This window comes from Pseudomonas sp. SDO5215_S409 (assembly GCF_054071325.1).
The window spans coordinates 42,968-66,429 of the sequence record NZ_JBSVWN010000004.1; the positions used below are offsets into that span (position 1 = coordinate 42,968).

Here is a 23,462-nt window from a genome sequence, read left to right on the forward strand (position 1 = left end):
CCATTGCCATGGCCCGCATTATCGTTGAACGCACACATACATTGGGCAAGGCCGTTGCCCGGGAGAAGGCCGACAAGTTGGCCAATAAACTCAAGGAGCACTATGGCCTGGAATCTTCATGGTCGGGCGATACCTTGAGCCTGAAACGCTCGGGGGTAAACGGCACGGTAAATGTCACTGAAGACGCGTTGCGTATCGAGGTGCACTTGGGCCTGTTAATGTCGGCCATGAGTGGCACGCTCAAGTCCGAAATCGAAAAAGCGCTGGATAAAGCCTTGGCCTGAGGGCGGGCTTCTTAGGGTGCCGATTCTAATTTTTCTACCTACTTTGTGCCCAGGCCCTCAACTTCTGCGGGCAATGGCTCCCCCTTTTATGTGTGAGGTGCACCATGGCCAAAGTTATTTTGAAGAAAAAAATCGCGAACGGTACTCACAGCCTGAGCGACGTTAAATCCTATGCGCGCAAGATCTGGCTGGCCGGTCTGGGGGCGTATTCCAAGGTCGGCAGTGAGGGCTCCGAGTACTTCAGGGAGCTTGTTAAGACCGGTCAACATGTTGAAAGCAAAGGCAAAAAAGTTGTGATTGAACAACTCGATGCTGCCAACAGTCAGATTGAACAAGTCAAGCGCGAAGTCTTCGGCGTGAAAGGGTACGTTGAAGTGCAACTGGATAAAGTTGAAAGCGCGTTTGACCGTCGTGTTGGAAGTGCCTTGAATCGGATCGGCATTGCGTCTAAACATGACGTGGAGACACTCTCTGCTAAGCTCGATGAGCTAACGGCATTGCTCGAACGTGTCGCGCGTAAACACTAAGGAGACAACGGGATGGCTGGTAAAAAAACTACTGATAAAGAAGGCAGCTCGTGGATCGGGGAAGTTGAAAAATATTCCCGCAAGATCTGGCTGGCCGGTTTAGGCGTGTACTCGAAGGTGAGCGGTGACGGCGGCAAATACTTCGAGACATTGGTTAAAGACGGCGAGAAAGCCGAGAAGTTGACCAAGAGCACAGTTGGCAAACAACTCACGGCTGCAAAAGCCACCGCCGGTTCTGCAAAGTCGCGTATCAGCGAAACCTGGAACGACCTGGAAGGGGCTTTTGACAAGCGCCTCAACAGCGCCATTTCACGACTGGGCGTGCCCAGCCGAACCGAAGTGAAGGCGCTGCACAGCAAGGTCGACAGCCTGACCAAGCAAATCGAAAAACTCACCGGTGCCAAAGTGGCGCCAAAGGCTGCGGCGGCAAAACCGGCTGCCAAGCCTGCGGCTAAAACGGCAGCGGCCAAACCGGCGGCAAAAACGGCCGCCAAGCCATTGGTCAAGGCTGCCGCCAGGCCTGCGGCCAAAGCAGCAGCTAAACCTGCCGCTAAACCCGCGGCTAAAACCGCTGCGGCGAAACCGGCTGCCAAGCCTGCTGCTAAACCGGTCGCGGCTAAAAAAGCGGCTGCCAAACCTGCGGCCAAGCCCGCGGCAAAACCGGCTGCCAAGCCTGCGGCTAAAACGGCCGCCGCCAAGCCTGCTGCCAAACCCGCCGCTGCTAAACCTGCCGCTGCGAAACCCGCCGCCAAGCCGGTTGCCAAGGCAGCAGCAAAACCCGCTGCCAAACCTGCGGCGGTGAAAAAACCGGCTGGCGCGAAAAAGCCTGCTGCACCCAAGCCCGCCGCCGCAGCCAAGCCTGCCACCCCGGCACCTGCGACCAACTCGGTGTCCGCACCGACGCCCGCCGCAACCACCCCGACTGCAACTCCGGCGACCCCGGCCTCCAGTCAGTCCTGATTTTTTCAGGGCACCCAAAAACGCCCGGCCTGCGAAGGTCGGGCGTTTTTGTGGGCGGTTAAAAAGCTTTTGACGGGTTAATCGGTGTCGTCCAGGTAACGCAGCGCAAACCGCTCGGTGGCAGACCTGACCGGTATCACCAGGTGCGGCGCCACCAGCATCATGATCTGGTACACCACCACCCGCACTTGGCCGTCACGGTCCAGGATCCGTTGGTAATCGAGTGAAAACAGCAGGGTCAGGGTGATCTGCTCCACCAGTTGCCCCAGTGCCTGCGTGTCGCTCACCACATGCCCTTGGGCCATGAGTCGCGCCAGCAATGAGGCCAGCGTGCGCTTGAGCGCCGTCAGCAGGCTGCGAATGCCCTTGGCCAGCTTTGGCAAGCGTCCGGCCAGGTTCGACAGGTCCTGGAACAGAAAGCGGTAATGGGCCATGCGCTCCACGATCAGGTGCAGGAACAGCCAGTAATCCTCGGCGGCCAGTTGGGCGTCTTCCGGTGGGTCGAGCAGCGGGGTCAGCTCGCTCTGGAAGCGCTCGAACAGGCCGAGCACCAGGGGCTCCTTGCCATGAAAGTGGTAGTAGAGGTTGCCCGGGCTGATCCCCATTTCATTGGCCACCTCCATGGTCGATACGTTCGGTTCGCCCTTTTCGTTGAACAACTGCAGGGCACATTCAAGGATACGGTCGCGGGTCTTCATGCAGTCTTCTTAACGTGGGCGTCGAGCTCAGCGCACCCGCACATAGGTGCCGGGCGCTGCTTCCTGCGGTGGGTAATTCTGGTTGCCCAGGGCGGTGAGGGTGTCTCGCTGGCTGCCGGAGCGTTGCTGCACCCACGTCAGCCATTGCGGCCACCAACTGCCTTCGACGTGGTTGGCGTCGTAGTACCAGGCGCGCGGGTCGCTGCTCATGCGGGTGTTTTCGACGAAGTTGGCCTTGGGGTTGCCCGGCGGGTTGAGGATGCTTTGCACGTGCCCGCTGTTGGACAGCACAAAGCGCTTGTCGCCGCCCAGCCGCAACGAGGACCGGTACACCGCATCCCACGGCGTGATGTGGTCGTTGATCCCGGCCACGCTGAAGCTGTCCACCGTGACCTTTTGCAGGTCGATGGGCGTGCCGCACACCTCCAGGGCACCGGGGCGGCTCAGCGGGTTGTGCTTGAAAAAGTCCAGCAGGTCGCCGTGCAGGGCGGCGGGCAGGCGGGTGTTGTCGTTGTTCCAGTACAGGATGTCGAAGGCCGGCGGCTCTTTGCCCAACAGGTAGTTGTTGACCCAGTAATTCCAGATCAGGTCGTTGGGGCGCATCCAGGCGAACACGCGGGCCATGTCGCGCCCGTCGAGCACGCCCTGTTGATAGGAGCGGCGCTTGGCCGCCTCAAGGGTTTGCTCGTCGGCAAACAGCGTGGCGGGGCTGTCCAGTTCGCTGTCGAGCAGGCTCACCAGGTAGGTGGCGCTGGACACGCGCCGCAGCTGGCGCTTGGCGTGCAGGTGGCCTTGCAGGGCGGCGCTGGTGAGCCCGCCCGCGCAGGCGCCGACCAGGTTCACGTCGCGGGCGCCGGTGATGGCCCGGCACACGTTCAGCGCTTCTTCCAGGGCGGCGACGTAAGTGGACAGGCCCCACTCGCGGTGCCGCACGTCCGGGTTGCGCCAGCTGACCATAAACACCTGCAGGCTGTTTTTCAGCGCGTACTGCACAAAGCTGTTGGCCGGGCTCAGGTCAAAAATGTAGTACTTGTTGATTTGTGGCGGCACCACCAGCAGCGGCTTGGCGTACTGTTTTTCGCTCATGGGCCGGTACTGGATCAGCTCCAGCAGCTCGTTGCGAAACACCACCGAGCCTGGCGTGGTGGCCACCGTCTTGCCCACCTCGAATGCCTGTTTGGTCACTTGGCGCGGCAGGCCGTTGTTGTGCAGCACGTCGTCCAACAGGTTGCTGACGCCGCGCACCAGGCTGTGGCCGCCGGAGTTGAGCAGCTCCTTGATCGCCAGCGGGTTGAGCAGGGTGTTGGACGGCGCCACCGCATCATTGAGCAGGGAAAACGCGAAATGCGCCCGCGCACGGTCGTCGGCACTCAGGTGGCTGTCGTTGATCCACTGCTGCGTCTGTTTTTGCCAACTCAAGTAGGCTTGCAGGCTGCGCCGGTACAGCGGGTTCAGCGCCCACGTGGGGTCGCGAAAGCGGCTGTCATGGGGGTTGGGCACATGCACGGTTTCACCGAGCAACACCCGGCCCAATTGCCCGCCCAGGGCCAAGGCGTGCCGGGCGCTGTGCAGCGGGTTGCGCAACCCGTGGGCCGCCACGCTGCGCAGGGTCGACAACAAATCGCGACCGCGCAGGCCGGTGATCGCGCTGTGCGCATTGATAAACGCGGCGGGGGTGGGCGCCGGGTCTGTAGCGGGTCTTTCGCGCATGAGCCAACACTCCTTCGTCAAACCACCGGCAGGCACGCCAAGTGAGAACCATAGACGGTTTTGCCCAACTTGCCCGGTGGGGGTGTCCTCTCCTGGACGTCTCTAAACCGCGGGGCGCGGGTGGATCACGGCGCGCTGACGTTCCTCTTGCAAAAACTTCATGATGATCGGCGCCACCGCCTCGGCCCGCGTGATCAGAAACAGGTGACCGTCATCGATGATGTGCAACTGCGCATTGGGAATGCGCCAGGCCAGCATGCGCATGTTGATCAAAGGGATCAGCGGGTCGTCGTCACCCGCCAGCACCAGGGTGGGCTGGCGGATCTTGTGCAGCCAGTGAATGCTGGTCCAGCCAAGCCCGGCAAACAGCTGCCAGTAGTAGCCCAGCTTGCCGGCCGAGCGCACTTTGCTGGCGTGGTCGGCGGCCAGGTTCAGGTCGCGGCGAAACGAGCCGCCGTAGATCATCGGTGCGATGCGCACCACGTGAGACGGCTGGATATAGCGCCGGGGGCTGGCCATCAACCACAACACCTTGGGTTTGCCCGGCACCATGAACGCGCCCGCCGCCGTGGCCGCCAGGATGAGTTTTTTGCAGCGCTCCGGGTAGTCATAGGCGAACTGCTGCGCCAGCGCGCCCCCCCACGACACCCCTACGGCGTTGACCTGGCCATAGTCGAGGTAATCGAGCATGCGCGCGGTGAGTTTGGCCAGGCCGGGAAAGCGGTAGGGACGGCCCGGCGTCGACGAGCCGCCTACGCCTGGCACGTCAAAGGCGATCACTTCCAGGTCCGGGTCCAGCGCCTGGACAAACGGAAACACCAACTCCAGGTTGGCGCCGATGCCGTTGAAGATCAGCAACGGCGTCATGTTCGGCTTGCCCGGGCGCACCGCCGTGCGGATAGTCTGGCCATCCAGGTCGATAGTACGAAAGATGAACGGATGTGGCATTGGCCTACCTTTGGGGAAGGGGAGCAGCTTCAAGCTTCACGTTTTAAGCTTCACGTGCCAGGCGGCGAGCCATCAGTGGAACCCGATCGGCTTGCCGCGTGTGGCGTGACGCTCACCACTACCTCTCATGCACATAAGTCCCGGGCGCCGCTTCCCCTGCCACGTAGGTTTTGTTCCCCAGGTTCGCGGGTGCTTTCTTCAACTTGCCCGCCCGTTCTGCCTGCCAGGCCTGCCAGTGCAGCCACCAGGAATCGGTGTGCTTGGTCGCGTTTTCCTGCCAGTTCAGCGCGTTTTCGGTCATCGACTCGCTGGTCTGGTAGCGCGCCTTGGGGTTGCCCGGCGGGTTGAGGATGCTCTGGATATGCCCGCTGCTGGACAGCACGAACTCCACCTTGCCACCAAACAGCTGCGCCGATTTGTAGCAGGACTGCCACGGGGTGATGTGGTCGTTGGTGCCAGCCAGGCAGTAGATGTCGGCGGTCACTTGCTTGAGGTCGATCGGCGTACCGCACACTTCCAGCGCGTTGGGGCGTACCAGCGGGTTGTTCTTGAACAACTCGATCAGGTCGCCGTGAAACGCCGCGGGCAGGCGGGTGGTGTCGTTGTTCCAGAACAGGATGTCGAACACCGGCGGCTCGTTGCCCAGCAGGTAGTTGTTGACCCAGTAGTTCCAGATCAGGTCGTTGGGGCGCATCCAGGCGAACACTTTGGCCATGTCGCGGCCTTCCAGTACACCGGCCTGGTAGGAGTGGCGCTTGGCCGTCTCCAGGGTCTGTTCATCGACGAACAGCGCCACCTGGGTGTCCAGCGTAGTGTCGAGCACGCTCACCAGCAGGGTCAGGGCGTTGACTTTTTTCTCGCCCAGCGCCGCGTAATGGCCCAGCAGGGCGGTGCAGGTGATGCCGCCGGAGCAGGCACCCAGCATGTTCACGTCTTTGCTGCCGGTGATCGCGGTGACCACGTCCACGGCCTCTTTGAGCGCCTCGATGTAGGTCGACAGCCCCCACTCGCGCTGGGCCTTGGTGGGGTTGCGCCAACTCACGATAAAGGTCTGCTGGTTATTGCGCAGGCAGAAGCGCGCCAGGCTTTTTTCCGGGCTCAGGTCGAACACGTAGAACTTGTTGATCTGCGGCGGCACCACCAGCAGCGGGCGTTCGTGCACCTGTTCAGTGGTGGGTTTGTACTGGATCAGCTCCAGCACGTCGTTGCGAAACACCACGGCGCCTTCGCTGGTGCCCAGGGTCTTGCCCACTTCAAAGGCGCCCATGTTGACCTGGCTTGGCATGCCGCCGTTGTGCACCAGGTCTTTGGCCAGGTGCGACAGGCCGTCGAGCAGGCTTTTGCCGCCGGTTTCAAAGAAGCGCTTGACCGCCGCCGGGTTGGCCGCGGTGTTGGTGGGGGCCATGGCTTCGGTCATCAGGTTGATCACGAAATGGCCACGGCTGATGTCCTGTTCCGACAGGTTGCTGTCGCCGATCCAGTCGTGCAGTTCCTTGCGCCACGCCAGGTACGTTTGCAGATAGCGCCGGTAGAGCGGGTTCTGGCTCCACGCCGGGTCGCAGAAGCGGCGGTCGTCCTGTTCGGGCGTGAGCCGGGATTTGCCCAGCACCACATTCTTGAGTTCCACGCCAAAGTGGGCCACGTGTTTGACGCTGTGCAACGGTTGCTTGATGGCCTGGGTGAGCACCATCCGCGCAGAAGCCAGTAAATCCTTTTTGCGTAACGCGATGATCGGGTTCAGCCCCAGGGTGTTTTCCGAGGCCTGGCGTTTCAACTCATCGGTGGTCTTGTTACTCATCTACGACGCTCCATTGTCCGGAAGACGAGTACCGGCTGACGCAGTGTCCATGTTCTCGCTACACCGTGCACACCAGGTACTGCGACTCGGGTGACCGTTGATACCGCATCGTCAAATGCAGGGAACTTGCCAGCCCCATTGGTTACCCGAGTTTAAAATTTTTCGCAAGCCGGCCAATCATTGGCCACAGGAGGAGGCATTCAAGCAGATGGAATTAGAAAATGCCCACTAATGAGCAAGAGGCCTGACTTAGAGCATCAAGCGCACGACCGATTCGGCCGGGTCGCGGGTTTTGCCGGCGGCCTTGAGTTCGTCCAGGTAATCGGCCCACAGCGCGTCCTGACGTACGGCCAGTTGGTAGAGGTAGTCCCACGTGAACAGGCCGCTGTCATGGCCGTCGTCAAAGGTCAGTTTCAACGCGTACTGGCCCGCAGGTTCGATCTTGCTCAAACCCACATTGAGCTTGCCAAATTGCAGGATCGGTTTGCCGTGGCCCTGGACTTCAGCGGAAGGTGAGTGCACCCGCAGAAATTCGGCAGGCAACTGGTAGGACTCGTCAGGCCCGTAGGTAAGGCCGAGGGTCTTGGAGGCTTTGTGCAGGTTAATGGCGGTGGGAAGTTTGGTCATGGGGGGCGCCTCGGGCGGCAAGCTTCAAGCTATAAGCCGCAAGTTGAACACAATCAACTTGCAGCTTATAGCGTGCCGCTCAAAGCTTACAAAATGTATCTCGACAGATCTTCGTTCTGCGCCAGCTCGCCCAGGTGGCTGTTGACGTAGGCCGCGTCGATCTTGATCGACTCGCCATTCTGCGCGCCAGCCATGTCACCCGCACTGAAGGACACTTCCTCCAGCAAGCGCTCCAGCAAGGTATGCAGGCGACGGGCGCCGATGTTTTCGGTCTTCTCGTTGACCTGCCAGGCAATCTCGGCCAGGCGCTTGATACCGTCCGCCTGGAACTCTATGCCCAGGCCTTCGGTTTTCAGCAGCTCGCGGTATTGCTCGGTCAGCGAGGCGTGTGGCTCGCTGAGGATGCGCTCGAAGTCGCCCGGGGTCAGCGCCTTGAGTTCCACGCGAATCGGCAGGCGGCCTTGCAGCTCCGGCACCAGGTCGCTTGGCTTGCTCAGGTGGAATGCGCCGGAGGCGATGAACAGGATGTGGTCGGTCTTGACCATGCCCAGCTTGGTGTTCACGGTGCAGCCTTCGATCAGCGGCAGCAGGTCGCGCTGGACGCCTTCGCGGGACACGTCCACGCCGCCTGCGTTACCGCGCTTGGCCACCTTGTCGATTTCGTCGATAAACACGATACCGTGCTGCTCGACCGCCACCAGGGCCTTGGCCTTGAGTTCTTCCTCGTTGACCAGGCGCCCGGCCTCTTCGTCGCGCACCAGTTTGAGCGCGTCCTTGACCTTGAGCTTGCGGCTTTTCTTCTTGCCCTTGCCCATGTTGGCAAACAGGTTCTGCAACTGGCTGGTCATTTCTTCCATGCCCGGCGGGGCGGAAATGTCGACGCCAGCCACTTCGGCCACTTCGATCTCGATTTCCTTGTCGTCCAGCTGGCCTTCACGCAGGCGCTTGCGGAACAACTGGCGGGTGTTGGTATCGGACGCCGGGGCGGCCTCTTCGCCAAACGTGCGCGCCGGTGGCAGCAAGGCATCGAGGATGCGGTCTTCGGCGGCGTCTTCGGCGCGGTGGCTGACCTTGGTCATTTCCTGTTCGCGCAGCAGCTTCAGGGCGGCGTCGGCCAGGTCGCGAATGATCGATTCGACGTCGCGGCCCACGTAGCCGACTTCGGTGAACTTGGTGGCTTCCACCTTGATGAACGGAGCATTGGCCAATTTGGCCAGGCGCCGGGCGATCTCGGTTTTGCCGACGCCGGTCGGGCCGATCATCAGGATGTTTTTGGGCGTCACTTCAACGCGCAGTTCTTCGGGCAGTTGCATCCGGCGCCAGCGGTTACGCAGCGCGATGGCAACGGCGCGCTTGGCATCGTCCTGGCCGATGATATGGCGATCGAGTTCGTGGACGATTTCGCGGGGAGTCATGGACATAGTGTTTGGCGGTCCTCAAGCGAGAATAGGCCCGGGGGCTTATTCGGCGAGGTCCTGCTCCTCAATGGTGAAGTTGTGGTTGGTCATCACGCAGATGTCGGCGGCGATACCCAGGGCGGTTTCGACGATTTCCCGCGCCGACAGGTCGGTTTTCTTCAGCAGGGCACTGGCGGCGGCCTGGGCGAAATTGCCGCCCGAACCCATGGCGATCAGGCCGTGCTCGGGTTCAACCACGTCGCCGTTGCCGGTAATGATCAGGGAGGCGTCTTTGTTGGCCACTGCTAACATGGCTTCCAGGCGGCTCAGGGTGCGGTCGGTGCGCCATTCTTTGGCAAGTTCCACAGCGGCGCGCACCAGGTGGCCCTGGTGTTTTTCAAGTTGGCCTTCAAAGCGTTCAAAAAGGGTAAAGGCGTCAGCGGTGGCACCCGCGAAGCCGGCCAGGACCTGGCCGTGGTACAGGCGGCGCACTTTTTTTGCGTTGCCTTTCATCACGGTATTGCCGAGGGAAACCTGGCCGTCGCCGCCCATGACGACTTTGCCGTGGCGGCGAACTGAAACGATGGTGGTCAAGGGGAGAGTCTCCACGCTGCGGGGCGAAAATGCCCTGATGGAAACTCATATGGGGGTGGTGAGGGGATTTTCAACTGTAGGAAGGTGGCGGTGGGGAGGGAGGCTGCTGTGCAGCCCCCACGGCGCCGGGCGAGCCCGTTCACCCCAGCAAGTGCGCTGGCTGGGGTGAACGCGGCTTTAGCGACTTTGGCGTTGTTGTAACAACAGGTTGCTAAAGCCCGCCGCTGCCAGCTGTTTTTGCGCCGCGGTGAGTTGCTCACGGTTGCTGAACGGCCCCACCAGCACGCGATACCAGGTGGCGTCCTTGACGGTGCCCGACTCCACGTTCACCGCCTGCCCCAGCAGGATGATCTGCGCACGTACCCGGTCCGCGTCAGCCTGTTTGGGGAACGAACCGGCCTGCAGGAAGAACTTGGTCACCGGCGCGGCTTTGGTCGCCGCCACTGGCGGCGGTGGCGGCGGGGTAATCCCGGCCAGCGCCGCCTGGGCCCGGGCCGTGTCGATCTTGGCCGCTTCTGCTGGCGTTACCGGCGTGGTCGGCACCTGCGGCGTCGGCAAGGTCTTCTCGGGCACGGCGTCCGGCGGCACGATCACTTCTGACTCGGGCAGCAACGTGTAGAAGTCATATTTGGGCTTCACAGGCTGGGTCGGGCTGGGCGGGGTCTTGTTCGCCTCGGCGATCTTGGTGGCCTTGGCCTGTTCCTGCTTGACCCGCTTGATGTCATCACCCTTGCCCGGGTTGAGCCCCATCAGGAACACCACAAAGGCGCCGACGCTCAGCCCGATGGCCAGCCACAACCAGCCCGGGATCGGTTTTTTCGCCGGGGCCTGGTAGCGGCTGGCGCCGCGCTTGGGTGCAGGTTTTTTCTTCGCGGCCAACTTACATACGCTCCAGAGTTTCCAGGCCCAACAGTTCCAGGCCTTGCTTGAGGGTCCGTCCAGCCAGCGCGGCAAGGCGCAGGCGACTTTGCTTTTGCGCTTCGTCTTGCGCGCTCAGGATCGGGCAGTTCTCGTAGAAGCTGGAGAACAAGCCCGCGACTTCGTACAGGTAGGTGCACAAAATGTGCGGCGTGCCCTTCTCGCCCACGCTGTTGAGCACTTCGCCGAACTGCGCGAGTTTGGCCGCCAGGTCTTGCTCGTGCGGTGCTTGAAGGTCGATCTGGCCGTCGATTTCGCTGAAGTCCTTGCCCAGCTTGCGAAACACACCGGCCGCCCGAGTGTAGGCGTAAAGCAGGTAGGGTGCGGTGTTGCCTTCAAAGTTCAGCATCAGTTCAAAGTTGAAGCTGTAGTCGCTGGTGCGGTGCTTGGACAGGTCGGCGTATTTCACCGCGCCAATGCCCACCACGCGGGCGATGTTGCGCAGGTCGGCCTCGGCCAGTTCCGGGTTCTTTTCCTTCACCAGGGCGTAGGCGCGTTCCTGGGCTTCGGTCAGCAGGTCGATCAGTTTGACGGTGCCACCGTCCCGCGTCTTGAACGGGCGGCCATCGGCGCCGTTCATGGTGCCAAAGCCCATGTGTTCCATGTGCATGGGGTGCGTGATAAAACCGGCACGGCGCGCCACTTCAAACACTTGCTGAAAGTGCAGCGCCTGGCGCTGGTCGACGAAGTACAGCGCACGGTCGGCCTTGAGCACGCCACTGCGGTAACGCACGGCGGCAAGGTCAGTGGTGGCGTACAGGTAGCCGCCGTCGGCCTTGACGATGATCACCGGCAACGGCTCGCCATCGGCGGTCTTGAACTCTTCGAGGAACACGCACTGGGCGCCGTTGCTCTCTACCAGCAGGCCCTTGGCCCGCAGGTCATTGACCACGTTGATCAGGTCATCGTTGTAGGCGCTTTCGCCCATGACGTCGGCCGGGGTCAGCTTGACGTTGAGCAGGTCGTAGATTTCCTGGCAGTGGGACAGCGAAATGTCACGAAAACGCGTCCACAGTTCCAGGCATTCCGGGTCGCCCGCTTGCAACTTGACCACCAGGCCCCGGGCGCGGTCGGCGAAGGCTTCGGACTCGTCGAAGCGCTTCTTGGCGGCGCGGTAGAAGTTTTCCAGGTCCGAGAGCTCGTTGCTGGTGATCGGGTTTTCCTGCAGGTACGCCATCAACATGCCGAACTGGGTGCCCCAGTCGCCCACGTGGTTCTGGCGGATCACGGTGTCGCCGAGAAACTCCAGCACCCGCGCCACGCCGTCACCGATGATGGTGGAGCGCAAGTGGCCTACGTGCATTTCCTTGGCCAGGTTGGGGGCCGACAGGTCGATGGCCACGCGCTCGGCGGCGCCTGCCTTGCGCACGCCAATGTGTGCGTCGGCCAGGGCAGCGTCCAGGCGCTGCGCCAGGGCCTGGGTGTTCTGGAAGAAGTTGATAAAACCTGGGCCTGCAATATCGGCTTTGCTCACCTGCGGGTCGGCCGGCAGGGCGGCGATGATTTTTTCGGCCAGGTCGCGCGGCTTCATGCCCGCAGGCTTGGCCAGCATCATGGCGATGTTGCTGGCGAAGTCGCCGTGTGTCTTGTCGCGGGTGTTTTCCACCTGGATCGCCGGCGTCAGGCCTTCAGGCAACACACCTTCGTTGACGAGTTGGGTGAGGGCTTGTTGGATCAACTGGCGAATGGTGTCTTTCATGCTGTTCTCTTTCGACCGCAAGCGGCGGCGCGGATGCGCGGGTGGAAAAACTGGGCATTATCCGTGGCGAGGGCAGGCTTGCCAACCGTTCAGACCGGTTGACGGACCTGCGGGCCTCATCGCGGGCAGGCCCGCTCCCGTATTTTTGATTTGTGAAGAGATTTCCATGTGGCGGCGGGCGGGCTCATCAGTACAGATCGACCGGGTCCACATCCAGCGACCAGCGCACTTGTCGTCCGCTGGGCATGTGTTCCAGGGCAAGCAACCAGCTGCTTAATAGACGATGCAATGGCGCACGCGCCGTTGCCTGCAAGAGTAGCTGAGCCCGATAACGCCCGGCGCGGCGCTCCATGGGGGCGGGCACCGGGCCGAGCAATTCGATGCCGGTCAGGCCCGACTCGGCCAGCAAACGTTCGGCCTCGCTGCAGGCCTCGTCCAGAAAACCCTCGGCTTGCCCGGGTTTGTGGGCTTCGGCGCGCAACAGGGCCAGGTGCGCAAACGGCGGCAAGCCCGCGGCGCGGCGTTCGCTCAGGGCTTGTTCGGCAAACGCAAAGTAGCCTTGCTCGGTGAGCTGGATGAGCAGCGGGTGGTCGGCCAGGTGCGTCTGGATGATCACTTTGCCCGGCTCTTCGGCGCGCCCGGCGCGGCCTGCCACCTGCACGATCAACTGCGCCATGCGCTCACTGGCGCGAAAATCCCCGGAAAACAGCCCGCCGTCGGCGTCCAGGATCGACACCAGCGTCACCCGCGGAAAGTGGTGCCCCTTGGCGAGCATTTGCGTGCCCACCAGGATGCACGGGTGGCCTTTGTGGATGGTGGCGAACAACTGGTTCATGGCGTCTTTGCGCGAGGTGCTGTCGCGGTCGACCCGCAGCACCGGGTAGTCCGGAAACAGGATGCCCAGGCGCTCTTCAGCCCGTTCGGTGCCAGCGCCGACGGGGCGCAGGTCGACCTTGCCGCATTGCGGGCAATGGCGCGGCACCCGCTCCACATGGCCGCAGTGATGGCACCGCAGCTCGCCGTAGCGCTGGTGCACGGTCATGCGTGCGTCGCAGCGCTCGCACTCCGACATCCAGCCGCAATCGTGGCACAGCAGGGTGGGCGCAAAACCCCGGCGGTTGAGGAACACCAGCACTTGCTGGCCGGCTGCCAGGGTCTGGCCGATGGCTTGTTGCATGGGGCCGGAAATGCCGCTGTCCAGCGGACGGCTTTTGACATCCAGGCGCAGGAAACGCGGCTGTTTGGCGCCGCCTGCGCGCTCATTCAAGCGTAGGAGGCCGTAGCGCCCGGTGTAGGCGTTGTGCAGGCTTTCCAGGGAGGGCGTGGCCGAGCCCAGCACAATCGGGATGTTTTCCTGGCGAGCGCGCACCAGCGCCAGGTCGCGGGCGTGGTAGCGCAGGCCTTCCTGCTGTTTATAAGAGCCGTCGTGTTCTTCGTCGATGATGATCAGGCCGGGGTTTTTCATCGGCGTGAACAGGGCCGAGCGGGTGCCGATAATAATGTCGGCCTCGCCGTCCCGGGCGGCCAGCCAGGACTCCAGGCGCTCGCGGTCGTTGACCGCCGAATGCACCAGGGCGATACGGGCATTGAAGCGCTGTTCGAAGCGCGCCAGGGTCTGCGGGCCCAGGTTGATTTCGGGGATCAGCACCAGCGCCTGTTTGCCGGCTTCGAGGGTTTCGCGGATCAGCTGTAAATAGACTTCGGTCTTGCCGCTGCCGGTGACGCCCGCCAGCAGGAACGCATGGAAGGCATCGAAGCCTGCGCGGATGGCCTCGAAGGCGGCGCGTTGTTCGCTGTTGAGCGGCAGCTCGGGCTGGGCCAGCCAGTGTTCATGGCGTTGGACGGGTTTGTGACGGCGCACTTCGACCTGCACGAGGTCTTTGGCCAGCAGCAAATCCAGGCTGTCCTTGCTCAGCATCAGCTTGCTCAACAGCGGGTGGGCAACGCCGTGAGGGTGTTGGGCCAGCGTCGCCAAGGCATCGCGCTGGCGCGGCGCGCGGGCCACACGCGGGTCGTCCAGGCGCGCGCCGGGCGTCACCGACCAGAAACGCTCCTGGCGCGCCTCGGCCAACTCGCCCTGGCGCAACAGCACCGGCAGCGCCCAGCTCAGGGTGTCGCCCAGGCTGTGCTGGTAATACTGCGATGTCCACAGGCACAGCTTGAACAGCGCGGGCGGCAGCGGCGGTGTGGTGTCGAGCAGGGCCAGGGCCGGCTTGAGCTTGTCGGCAGGCACTTCGCTGTGCTCGGCCACTTCCACCAGAATGCCGATCATCTCGCGTCGACCAAACGGCACCCGTACCCGCATGCCCGGCTGTAACTGCGCCCGCGATGCTCCGGCGGGCGCCCGGTAATCGAACAGGCGGCGCAGGGGCGAAGGCAAGGCAAGGCGCAAAATGGCGTCGGGCACGCGGGGTTCTCATCGAGGCGGGCGATAAACAAGGGCGGGAGCCTAGCAGAGGAGGGGGGTGTTGGGTATGCGGGTTTCGGATGAAAGGGTTCAGTGGCCCGCTTGCGTGTTTAAAAAGGTCTGGTAGAATCCGCGGCCTAATTACGTGCGGTATTCGACAATAGTGTTGAGTGGCGGCACGCTAGCCCGAGGAAACACCATGAAAGCCGATATCCATCCAGAATACCCAGCCATTCCTGTTACTTGCAGCTGTGGCAACAAGTTCGAAACCCGTTCGACCTTTGGTAAGCCTCTGTCGATCGACGTGTGCAACGAGTGCCACCCGTTCTACACCGGTAAGCAGAAGACTCTGGACACCGGCGGCCGCGTTCAGAAGTTCGCCGACCGTTTCGGTGCTTTCGGTGCCAAAAAGGCCTAAGGCCGATCAACCCGAAAAACCGCTACGGTTTTTTCAGGCTGATGAAAAAGGCGTCCCTCGTGGACGCCTTTTTTGTGCCTGCGATTTGATGGATGAAAAAATTGTAGACATTTTTTAAATATATTGTGAACAGTTGAGCCCTTGTATCCCGTGGCTCTTGGCCAAAAGTCGTACAGTTGGGCCCTTGACACCTGTGACTGCCCAGTCTTGTGAGGACTTTACGACACGCGTATCCTCGGCGGTCCGTCGACCAACAGTAAAAGCGGAATCCGATATGTCTGATTTGAAAACTGCCGCTCTCGAATATCACGCCAATCCTCGTCCAGGAAAGCTGAGTGTAGAGCTCACCAAAGCCACCGCCACCGCACGTGACCTGTCGCTGGCCTACAGCCCTGGCGTCGCCGAGCCCGTGCGCGAAATCGCTCGCGATCCGGAGCTGGCGTACAAATACACCGGCAAGGGCAACCTGGTTGCAGTGATTTCCGATGGCACCGCGATTCTTGGCCTGGGTAACCTGGGCCCATTGGCTTCCAAGCCAGTCATGGAAGGTAAAGGCGTGCTGTTCAAGCGCTTTGCCGGCATCGACGTATTTGACATCGAAGTCGATTCCGAGAGCCCACAGGCTTTCATCGACACCGTAAAGCGCATTTCCATCACCTTTGGTGGCATCAACCTGGAAGACATCAAGGCACCTGAGTGCTTCGAGATCGAAAAGGCTTTGATCGAACAATGCGACATCCCGGTATTCCACGATGACCAGCACGGCACCGCGATCGTGACCGCTGCGGGCATGATCAATGCCCTGGAAATCGCTGGCAAGACCCTCGCCGACGCCAAAATCGTCTGCCTGGGCGCGGGCGCCGCTGCTATCTCCTGCATGAAATTGCTGGTGAGCATGGGCGCCAAGCTGGAAAACATCTACATGGTCGACAGCAAGGGCGTGGTCCAGTCCGAGCGTACCGACCTGAACCAGTACAAGGCGATGTTTGCTCATCCGTCCTCCAAGCGCACCCTGGCAGACGCACTGGACGGCGCCGACGTGTTCGTCGGTCTGTCTGGCCCGAACCTGCTGAGCGCTGAAGGCCTGAAGTCCATGGCCGCCAACCCGATCGTGTTCGCGTGCTCCAACCCGGACCCTGAGATCTCCCCGGAGCTGGCTCACGCCACCCGTAGCGACGTGATCATGGCCACCGGTCGTTCGGACTACCCTAACCAGGTCAACAACGTACTGGGCTTCCCGTTCATCTTCCGTGGTGCCCTGGACGTTCGCGCCAAGCGCATCAACGAAGAGATGAAAGTGGCCGCCGCCAACGCCCTGCGCGAACTGGCCAAGCTGCCGGTGCCGCAGGAAGTGTGCGACGCCTACGGCGGCATCAAGCTGGAATTTGGCCGTGACTACATCATCCCAAAACCAATGGACAAGCGCCTGATCACCCTGATCTCCGATGCCGTGGCAAAAGCCGCCATCGAGACCGGTGTGGCCACCCTGCCGTATCCAAAGCACTATCCGCTCAAAAGCGTGGATGACGTGTTTAACGGCTGATTAGTCGCCCCATAAAAAAACCGGCCTTCGAGCCGGTTTTTTTATGGGCGGGCGGCAAGCGAACGGCTTGCCGCTGCCCCCGTTAAAACAGATCGATTGGCGCCGATTCGTCCGCCGGCAGCGGGCTGCCCGGGGCCGTGCCGTTACCCAGCTCATTGACCGACGGCGGCGTGTCTTCGCTCTTGAACAGCTCGAAGTAGGCGTTCGGCGTGCTCGGCGCGGCGGCGCGGCCGCTCACGGGGTCGATCCGCAGGCTGAGGATGCCTTCAGGTTCGGCCTGGGTGTGCGGCGGCTTGTCCTTGAGGGCGGCGCCCATGTAGCTCATCCAGATCGGCAGTGCGACGGTGCCGCCAAACTCGCGGCGCCCCAGGCTTTCCGGTTGGTCGTAACCGGTCCACACGGTGGTCACGTAGTCGGCGTTGTAGCCGGAGAACCAGGCGTCCTTGGAGTCGTTGGTCGTACCGGTCTTGCCCGCGATGTCCGGGCGGTTCAGCGCCAGGGCGCGGCGGCCGGTGCCCTTTTTGATGACGTCTTCCAGGATGCTGTTGAGGATGTACGTGGTGCGACCGTCCACCACGCGCTCGGCCACGGCCGGTGCCTGAGGTTCTTGCGGAGCCTGTGCGGCCGCCGCGGGGGCTTGGCCGGGCGTCGGCTCGATGGTGATGCCGCCATTGCTCGGTGCGGCCAGGCCATCGGTGGCGGCCACGCCGTTGACCACGTCACCCGGTACGCGCGCGGGGTTGGCGGTGTAGAGGGTTTCGCCGCTGCGGCTTTCGATCTTGTCGATCAGGTACGGGGTGATCTTGTAACCGCCGTTGGCAAACGTGCTCCAGCCGGTGGCGATTTCCATCGGCGTCAGCGTTGCAGTACCCAGGGCCAGCGACAGGTTTTGCGGCAGGTCCTGCTTGTTGAAGCCAAAGCGGGTGATGTAGTCGATGGTCTTGCCTACGCCCATCGCTTGCAGCAGGCGGATAGACACCAGGTTGCGCGACTTGTACAGCGCCTCGCGGATGCGGATCGGCCCCAGGAAGGTGTTGGTGTCGTTTTTCGGGCGCCAGACCTTGTCCAGGTACTCGTCGACAAACACGATCGGTGCGTCGTTGACCAGGCTGGCGGCGGTGTAGCCGTTATCCAGCGCGGCGCTGTAGATGAACGGCTTGAAGCTCGAGCCCGGCTGGCGCTTGGCCTGGGTGGCGCGGTTGTAGTTGCTCTGTTCAAAGGCAAAGCCACCGACCAGCGCCCGGATGCCGCCGTTCTGCGGGTCAAGCGATACCAGGGCACCCTGTGCCAGCGGCACTTGGCTGAATTTAAGGCTGTTGTCTTTCTGGCGTTGAACGCGGATCAGGTCGCCGACCTGTGCGACGTCCGACGGCTGCTTGGGCGCGGCGCCCATGCTGTTGGTGTTCAGGAACGGGCGGGCCCACTTCATGCTGTCCCACGACACATGCTCTTCGCCGGAGCGCGTCAGCACCTGCACGCCATCTTTCTTCACTTGGGTGACGATGGCGGGCTCCAGGCCACTGATCGGGCGCTGCTTGCCCAGTTCGGTGGCCCAGGCGCTGTCAGTCTTGCCTGGCAAGCGCGACTCGGGGCCCCGGTAGCCATGACGCTGGTCATACGTGATCAGGCCTTCGTGCACCGACTTGTTGGCCATTTCCTGCAAGTCGCTCGGAACGGTCGTGGTCACGCGGAAACCTTCGGTGTAGGCCTCGCTGCCATAACGGCCGACCATTTCGGCGCGGGCCATCTCGGCGATGTACGGCGCGTTCACTTCCGGCGTCGGCACGTGATAGCTGGCATTGAGCGGCTCGGCCACGGCGCTTTCGTAAGCGGCCTGGTCGATCTTGCCCAGTTTGTACATGCGCCCCAGGATCCAGTCGCGCCGCTCTTTGCTGCGCGCCGGGTTGGCCAGCGGGTTGAAGCGCGAAGGGGCCTTGGGCAGGCCGGCGATCATCGCCATCTGCGCCAGGCTGGCGTCGCGGATCGACTTGCCGTAGTACACCTGCGAAGCCGCCTCGATCCCGTAGGCACGGTTGCCCAGGTAGATCTTGTTGACGTACAGCTCAAGGATCTCGTCCTTGGTCAGCTGGCGTTCGATCTGTAGCGCCAGGAGAATTTCCGTGGCCTTGCGGGAAAAACTGCGCTCGCTGGTCAGGAAGAAGTTCTTGGCCACCTGCATGGTGATGGTGCTGCCGCCCGACTGGATATGCCCGCTCTTGAGCAGTTGGGTCGCGGCGCGCACCAGGCTGCTGGGGTCCACGCCGTAGTGGTTGGCGAAGTTGTCGTCTTCAGCCGACAGCAGGGCGTTGATGAAATTGGGCGGAATTTCGGCGAAACGGATCGGGGCGCGGCGCATTTCGCCGAACTCCGCGATCAGTTTTTCATCGCTGCTGTAGACCCGCAAAGGAATCTGCAACTGGATACTTCTCAGGGCCTCTACGGAGGGTAAACCCGGACTAAGGTAGAGATACGCACCGCTCAGGACGAGCACAAGCCCGCAAACGATAGCGACAATGGAGTACCCGAAAAACTTCAGCAGACGAATCAAGGCTTTTGGATTTCCAGAGAAAAGAATGGGTTAGGCGTCGGGCCTGCACGACAAGCAATGGATCGGCCCGGCATGCGGATAAACGCTAGAAAAAACGCTGCGCATTAAAGCATTTTTCGGCTTGGGACGTCATTCGTGCGGCTTAAACAAGTCGACCGAATGCATTCACTATGGCCGCAATCAGGCCGTAAGACCGGCAAAGTTTTAGGGAGTTTTATGAAAAAGGGATTTTTCGGGCGAAAAACCGACGCCGTCATTGGCGTGGACATCAACGACACCTGCATCAGGCTGGTGGAACTGGCCGGAGGAGCCAATGCCTGCGCAGTCAGGGCCTGGGCCACACAGCCGCTGCCCGCGCAGGCGGTGGTCGACGGCAACCTGCTGGACCTCGACGCCGTGGCCCAGGCACTGGGCCAGGCGCTGTCTCAACTGCGCACTTCGCTTCGAAATGCCGCCGTCGCCGTGGCGGGGCCTTCGGTCATTACGCGGCTCGTCGAGCTGGAAACAGGGCTTGATGACGATGAAATGATGCGGCGAATCCACCTGGAAGCCGACCAATACATTCCTTATCCGCTGGACGACATGGCGCTCGACTTTCAGATACGGGGCATTTCGGCCCATGATGCGGGGCGGGTCGAGGTGTTGGTTGTCGCGTGTCTCAAGGAGCAGGTCGAGGCGCGTGAGGCGGTCTTGGCCCTGGCGGGGCTGACGACGCGGGTGGTGGATGTTGAAGCATTTGCATTGGCTCGCGCCAACGGTCAGTCTTTGACCTGCGTTGCGTCAGGCCATGGGGTCAATGATGCGCAATGGGCTGTAGATGCCCAGGGAATGGGAGTTGCCTGCGGGTTGGCCCTGAGGAGTTTCGATTGATGACACGAATCAACTTGTTGCCGTGGCGTGAAGAGCGGGGCGTACGACGACGCAAATATTTCCTGATGTTTTTACTGGCGATCAGCTGTGTGGCCTTGGCGGCCGTGTGGCTGGCCGATCAGGTGATCGACCAGGCGATTGACCGCCAGGTGGCGCGTAACAATCATTTGAGCAAGAACGTCACGGTGCTGGACTCGCGAATCAAGACCATCGACGAGCTGCACGAGCAGCGTCAGCAGGTGATGGAGCGCATGAAGGTTGTCCAGGACCTGCAGCAAGACCGCTCGACCGGCGGCGAGTTGCTTGACCAGCTCGCCCGCGCGGTGCCGCCAGGCGTGCAGTTGCGGCAAGTGAATGTGCAGGATGGTGTGGTCGAGATCAGCGGCAGCGCTGAATCGAATCACGATATTGCCCGGCTCATGCGCGGCCTGGAGCAAACTGACGGTTTGCAGGCGCCCAAGCTGCAACAAGTCCAGGGTGCGCAGGGCGATGACAACCGCTTCCAGATGAGGGTTCGGCAAGTGGAGCCCAGCGAGGCTGCACGATGAGCCTCGCGTCAGGCTTTAAAAGACTGACGTCCCTCGACCTTGCCACACTCTACCGAATGACCGCCGACTGGCCAGTGCCCTGCAAGGCGCTGCTGGGCGTCGGTGTGTTCTGCCTGCTCGTCGGGCTGGGGGATGTGCTGTACCTGAGCACGGCGCGGGACGTGTTGAATCGGCACCAGGCACAGGAAGTGGTGTTGAGCGAGCAACTGAGCCTTAAAACCGTGCAGGCCGCGCGCTTGGTGGCGGTGACCGGTGAGCTCGAGGCCAGTCGGGCCGCGTTTGCCCGGCAGCTGCGACAACTGCCCATCGACACCGAGGTGCCCGGCCTGCTTGAGGACATCACCCGGCTGGGCAGCACCAATGGCCTGGTGCTTTCGGCCATCACGCTGCTGGATGAACAGCCGCAGCCGCTGTATGTCGAACTGCCCTTGCAGATGAGTGTGGCGGGGCAGTATCACGACCTGGCGGGTTTTATCAGTGGTTTGGGCGGGTTGTCGCGCATCGTCACCGTGCATGACATGAAGATCAGCGCAAACGAAGCTGTGCTGCGCCTGGACGTGTTGGCCAAGACCTACCGCTACAACCCGCAAGGCGACGCAGACCTGCGCTCGCTGGCAAGCGGAGAAACTCCGCCTGCGCCGCGTTTTACCTATGACCCTGCCTCCCTGCGCGACCCGTTCCAGCCAGCGGCTGTCCAGCTGGCTCGTCCCTCGGGCCGCCCGGCTGCGGCGCCTGATGTGCGGCGGCCGCGCGGGTTTCTGGAAGGTTTTGCGGTGGAGCAGTTCGACATGGTCGGCACAGTGTCCCGTGGCGGCCACACCTTTGCCTTGTTGCGGGGCGCCTCGGCGGTACACCGCCTGGGTGTCGGCGATTACCTGGGCCCGGATTATGGCCGGGTAACGGCCATTGACGATGACCATGTCGAGTTGGCCGAGTTATTTCCCGATGGCGAGGGGGCTTGGCTGGAGCGCTCGCGAACCCTGTTTCTCACTGTGAATTCATAACGGAAGCAAACAAATGAAAAGGACTTTTTCGTCCTTCGGTGTGGCGCTATGGATAGCGTTCACAGCACCGATGGTCATGGCTGTGCCTGCCCGAATCGATCTGATCAGCCTGCCCCCGCCCGTCAGCACCCCGCCCAATCGCGGGTTCAGCGGCGAGAAGCTGACCCTCAACTTCCAGGACATCGAAATTCGTACCGTCCTGCAACAAATCGCCGACATTGCCGGGCTGAACCTGGTGGCGAGTGATGACGTGCAAGGCTCTATCACGCTGCGCCTCAAGGACGTGCCGTGGGACCAGGCGCTGGACCTTGTGCTGCAAACCAAGGGCCTGGATAAGCGCGTGACGGCAAATGTGCTGCTGGTGGCCCCGGCAGAGGAACTCGCCGCCAGGGAATTGCTCACCCTTGAGGCGCGCAAACAAATGACCGACCTTGCGCCACTGCGCCGTGAGCTGCTGCAGGTCAATTACGCCAAGGCGGCAGACCTGGCCAGGCTGTTCCAGTCGGTGACCGGGCCCGAGGGCACCACCGATGAGCGCGGTTCGGTGGCGGTGGACGATCGCACCAACAACATCATTGCCTACCAGACCCGCGAGCGCCTGGAAGAGTTGCGCCGTATCGTCGCGCAGCTGGATATCCCGGTGCGGCAGGTGATGATCGAGGCGCGGATCGTCGAGGCCAATGTCGATTACGACAAAAGCCTGGGCGTGCGCTGGGGTGGGTTGGCCAGCCGGGGCCAGTGGAGCGCAGGCGGAATCAACAAGGCGCCGGCGGAAGGTGCTGAGCCGCCGCAAAACGCCCCGAGCGCGCCGTTTGTGGACTTGGGCGCAACGGGCGGAACCTCTGGCCTGGGGCTGGCCTTTATCTCGGATAACGTGTTGCTGGACCTGGAGCTGACGGCCATGGAGAAAACGGGCAACGGGGAAATCGTCTCGCAGCCCAAGGTGGTCACGTCTGACAAGGAAACCGCACGCATCCTCAAAGGCACTGAAATTCCCTATCAGGAATCCAGCGCCAGTGGCGCCACCTCGGTGTCGTTCAAGGAGGCCTCGCTGTCACTGGAGGTGACGCCGCAGATCACCCCGGACGACCGGGTGATCATGGACGTGAAAGTGACCAAGGATGAGCCCGATTACCTGAACAAGCTCAATGACGTGCCGCCGATCAAGAAAAACGAGGTCAATGCCAAGGTGCTGGTCAAGGATGGCGAAACCATCGTGATTGGCGGGGTTTTCTCTGACACCCAAAGCAAAGTGGTAGATAAGGTGCCATTTTTGGGCGATGTGCCGTATCTTGGCCGCCTTTTCCGACGGGACAGGGTCGCGCAGAAGAAATCCGAGCTGTTGGTATTTCTGACTCCGCGTATTATGAACAACCAGGCGATTGCTGTGAGTCGTTGATTCTGTGCGAAATTTGATTCTTGTTGGGCCGATGGGCGCTGGAAAAAGCACCATCGGCCGTTTACTGGCCAAAGAGCTGCGCCTGCCATTCAAGGATTCCGACAAGGAAATTGAATTGCGCACCGGTGCCAATATCCCGTGGATCTTCGATAAGGAAGGCGAACTGGGCTTTCGCGACCGCGAGCAGGCGATGATTGCCGAGCTGTGCGAATGCGACGGCGTGGTATTGGCCACCGGCGGCGGCGCGGTGATGCGTGACGAAAACCGCCGGGCGTTGCACGCAGGCGGCCGCGTGGTTTACCTGCATGCCTCGGTCGAGCAGCAGGTGGGCCGCACCGCACGCGATCGCAACCGCCCGTTGCTGCGCACGGCCGACCCTGCAAAAACCCTGCGGGACCTGCTGACGCTGCGTGACCCGCTTTATCGGGAAATCGCCGATCTGGTGGTGGAAACCGATGAGCGGCCACCGCGCATGGTGGTCCTCGATATTCTCGAGCGCTTGCAGCAGTTGCCGCCCCGTTAAAGCCTCACTCGAAATGCGCTATTCTCGGCGTCGCGCCACGCG

The 23,462-nt window shown here is 62.0% G+C and carries 20 protein-coding genes and 1 pseudogene; 10 read left to right on the forward strand and 11 right to left on the reverse strand.

Annotation, left to right across the window (positions count from 1 at the left end; genetic code table 11):
• The first annotated feature begins 8 nt into the window (after positions 1-8).
• The 3 genes from ACW9H9_RS03060 (at position 9) to ACW9H9_RS03070 (ending at position 1,771) form a co-directional block, all read left to right on the forward strand.
• Positions 9-284: a polyhydroxyalkanoic acid system family protein gene (locus ACW9H9_RS03060; RefSeq protein WP_457341541.1), complete on the forward strand. Its 276-nt coding sequence runs from the start codon at positions 9-11 to the stop codon at positions 282-284.
• A gap of 104 nt (positions 285-388) precedes the next feature.
• On the forward strand, positions 389-811 hold the full coding sequence (locus tag ACW9H9_RS03065; protein WP_457341542.1) for a phasin family protein: 423 nt from the start codon (positions 389-391) through the stop codon (positions 809-811).
• Positions 812-823: 12 nt separating this feature from the next.
• Entirely contained in the window at positions 824-1,771 is a 948-nt protein-coding gene (locus ACW9H9_RS03070) for a phasin family protein (RefSeq protein ID WP_457341543.1), read from the forward strand.
• Between the two features lie 77 nt (positions 1,772-1,848).
• Here the strand turns inward: ACW9H9_RS03070 and ACW9H9_RS03075 are convergent, their stop codons facing one another.
• The 10 genes from ACW9H9_RS03075 to ACW9H9_RS03120 form a co-directional block, all read right to left on the reverse strand.
• Positions 1,849-2,469, reverse strand: coding sequence for a TetR/AcrR family transcriptional regulator (locus tag ACW9H9_RS03075; RefSeq protein ID WP_457341544.1), 621 nt, complete (start codon positions 2,467-2,469; stop codon positions 1,849-1,851).
• A 27-nt stretch (positions 2,470-2,496) separates the two neighbouring features.
• Positions 2,497-4,179, reverse strand: coding sequence for a class II poly(R)-hydroxyalkanoic acid synthase (gene phaC, locus ACW9H9_RS03080; protein WP_457341545.1), 1,683 nt, complete (start codon positions 4,177-4,179; stop codon positions 2,497-2,499).
• A 102-nt stretch (positions 4,180-4,281) separates the two neighbouring features.
• Positions 4,282-5,127 (reverse strand): poly(3-hydroxyalkanoate) depolymerase, encoded by an 846-nt coding sequence (gene phaZ, locus ACW9H9_RS03085; protein ID WP_457341546.1) that lies wholly within the window; start codon positions 5,125-5,127, stop codon positions 4,282-4,284.
• A 118-nt stretch (positions 5,128-5,245) separates the two neighbouring features.
• A complete protein-coding gene (gene phaC / locus ACW9H9_RS03090; protein ID WP_457341547.1) occupies positions 5,246-6,925 on the reverse strand; it encodes a class II poly(R)-hydroxyalkanoic acid synthase in 1,680 nt (559 codons plus the stop codon).
• 249 nt (positions 6,926-7,174) lie between these two features.
• On the reverse strand, positions 7,175-7,552 hold the full coding sequence (locus tag ACW9H9_RS03095) for a gamma-butyrobetaine hydroxylase-like domain-containing protein (RefSeq protein WP_457341548.1): 378 nt from the start codon (positions 7,550-7,552) through the stop codon (positions 7,175-7,177).
• 86 nt (positions 7,553-7,638) lie between these two features.
• Positions 7,639-8,973, reverse strand: coding sequence for an ATP-dependent protease ATPase subunit HslU (gene hslU / locus ACW9H9_RS03100; RefSeq protein WP_457341549.1), 1,335 nt, complete (start codon positions 8,971-8,973; stop codon positions 7,639-7,641).
• A gap of 39 nt (positions 8,974-9,012) precedes the next feature.
• Positions 9,013-9,543 carry an ATP-dependent protease subunit HslV gene (hslV, locus tag ACW9H9_RS03105; RefSeq protein ID WP_457341550.1) on the reverse strand — a complete coding sequence of 177 codons (531 nt, stop codon included), beginning with the start codon at positions 9,541-9,543 and terminating at the stop codon, positions 9,013-9,015.
• Positions 9,544-9,720: 177 nt separating this feature from the next.
• On the reverse strand, positions 9,721-10,422 hold the full coding sequence (locus tag ACW9H9_RS03110; protein ID WP_457341551.1) for an SPOR domain-containing protein: 702 nt from the start codon (positions 10,420-10,422) through the stop codon (positions 9,721-9,723).
• 1 nt (position 10,423) lies between these two features.
• Positions 10,424-12,160: an arginine--tRNA ligase gene (argS, locus tag ACW9H9_RS03115; protein WP_457341552.1), complete on the reverse strand. Its 1,737-nt coding sequence runs from the start codon at positions 12,158-12,160 to the stop codon at positions 10,424-10,426.
• 187 nt (positions 12,161-12,347) lie between these two features.
• Positions 12,348-14,567, reverse strand: a complete 2,220-nt coding sequence (locus tag ACW9H9_RS03120; RefSeq protein ID WP_457341553.1) for a primosomal protein N' — start codon at positions 14,565-14,567, stop codon at positions 12,348-12,350.
• A 199-nt stretch (positions 14,568-14,766) separates the two neighbouring features.
• Here ACW9H9_RS03120 and rpmE point away from each other — a divergent pair, with 199 nt between their 5' ends.
• Both rpmE and ACW9H9_RS03130 read left to right on the forward strand, forming a co-directional pair.
• A complete protein-coding gene (rpmE, locus tag ACW9H9_RS03125) occupies positions 14,767-14,985 on the forward strand; it encodes a 50S ribosomal protein L31 (RefSeq protein ID WP_457341554.1) in 219 nt (72 codons plus the stop codon).
• A gap of 274 nt (positions 14,986-15,259) precedes the next feature.
• Complete coding sequence (locus ACW9H9_RS03130) at positions 15,260-16,528, forward strand: malic enzyme-like NAD(P)-binding protein (RefSeq protein WP_457341555.1); 1,269 nt, start codon at positions 15,260-15,262, stop codon at positions 16,526-16,528.
• Between the two features lie 82 nt (positions 16,529-16,610).
• Here ACW9H9_RS03130 and ACW9H9_RS03135 read toward each other — a convergent pair whose 3' ends face one another.
• Positions 16,611-19,073, reverse strand: a complete 2,463-nt coding sequence (locus ACW9H9_RS03135) for a penicillin-binding protein 1A (protein ID WP_457341680.1) — start codon at positions 19,071-19,073, stop codon at positions 16,611-16,613.
• 219 nt (positions 19,074-19,292) lie between these two features.
• Here ACW9H9_RS03135 and pilM point away from each other — a divergent pair, with 219 nt between their 5' ends.
• The 5 genes and pseudogenes from pilM (at position 19,293) to aroK (ending at position 23,420) form a co-directional block, all read left to right on the forward strand.
• Positions 19,293-19,946 (forward strand): type IV pilus biogenesis protein PilM, encoded by a 654-nt coding sequence (pilM, locus tag ACW9H9_RS03140; RefSeq protein ID WP_457341556.1) that lies wholly within the window; start codon positions 19,293-19,295, stop codon positions 19,944-19,946.
• Positions 19,946-20,494 (forward strand): PilN domain-containing protein, encoded by a 549-nt coding sequence (locus ACW9H9_RS03145; protein WP_457341557.1) that lies wholly within the window; start codon positions 19,946-19,948, stop codon positions 20,492-20,494. Before pilM ends, ACW9H9_RS03145 begins: the two co-directional genes overlap by 1 nt.
• Positions 20,491-21,498, forward strand: a complete 1,008-nt coding sequence (locus tag ACW9H9_RS03150) for a pilus assembly protein PilP (protein WP_457341558.1) — start codon at positions 20,491-20,493, stop codon at positions 21,496-21,498. The genes ACW9H9_RS03145 and ACW9H9_RS03150 overlap by 4 nt, the downstream gene beginning before the upstream one ends.
• A 145-nt stretch (positions 21,499-21,643) precedes the next feature.
• A pseudogene (locus ACW9H9_RS03155) lies at positions 21,644-22,897 on the forward strand (type IV pilus secretin PilQ); the annotation flags it as partial.
• A gap of 4 nt (positions 22,898-22,901) precedes the next feature.
• Positions 22,902-23,420, forward strand: coding sequence for a shikimate kinase AroK (gene aroK, locus ACW9H9_RS03160; protein ID WP_457341559.1), 519 nt, complete (start codon positions 22,902-22,904; stop codon positions 23,418-23,420).
• Positions 23,421-23,462: the final 42 nt, after the last annotated feature.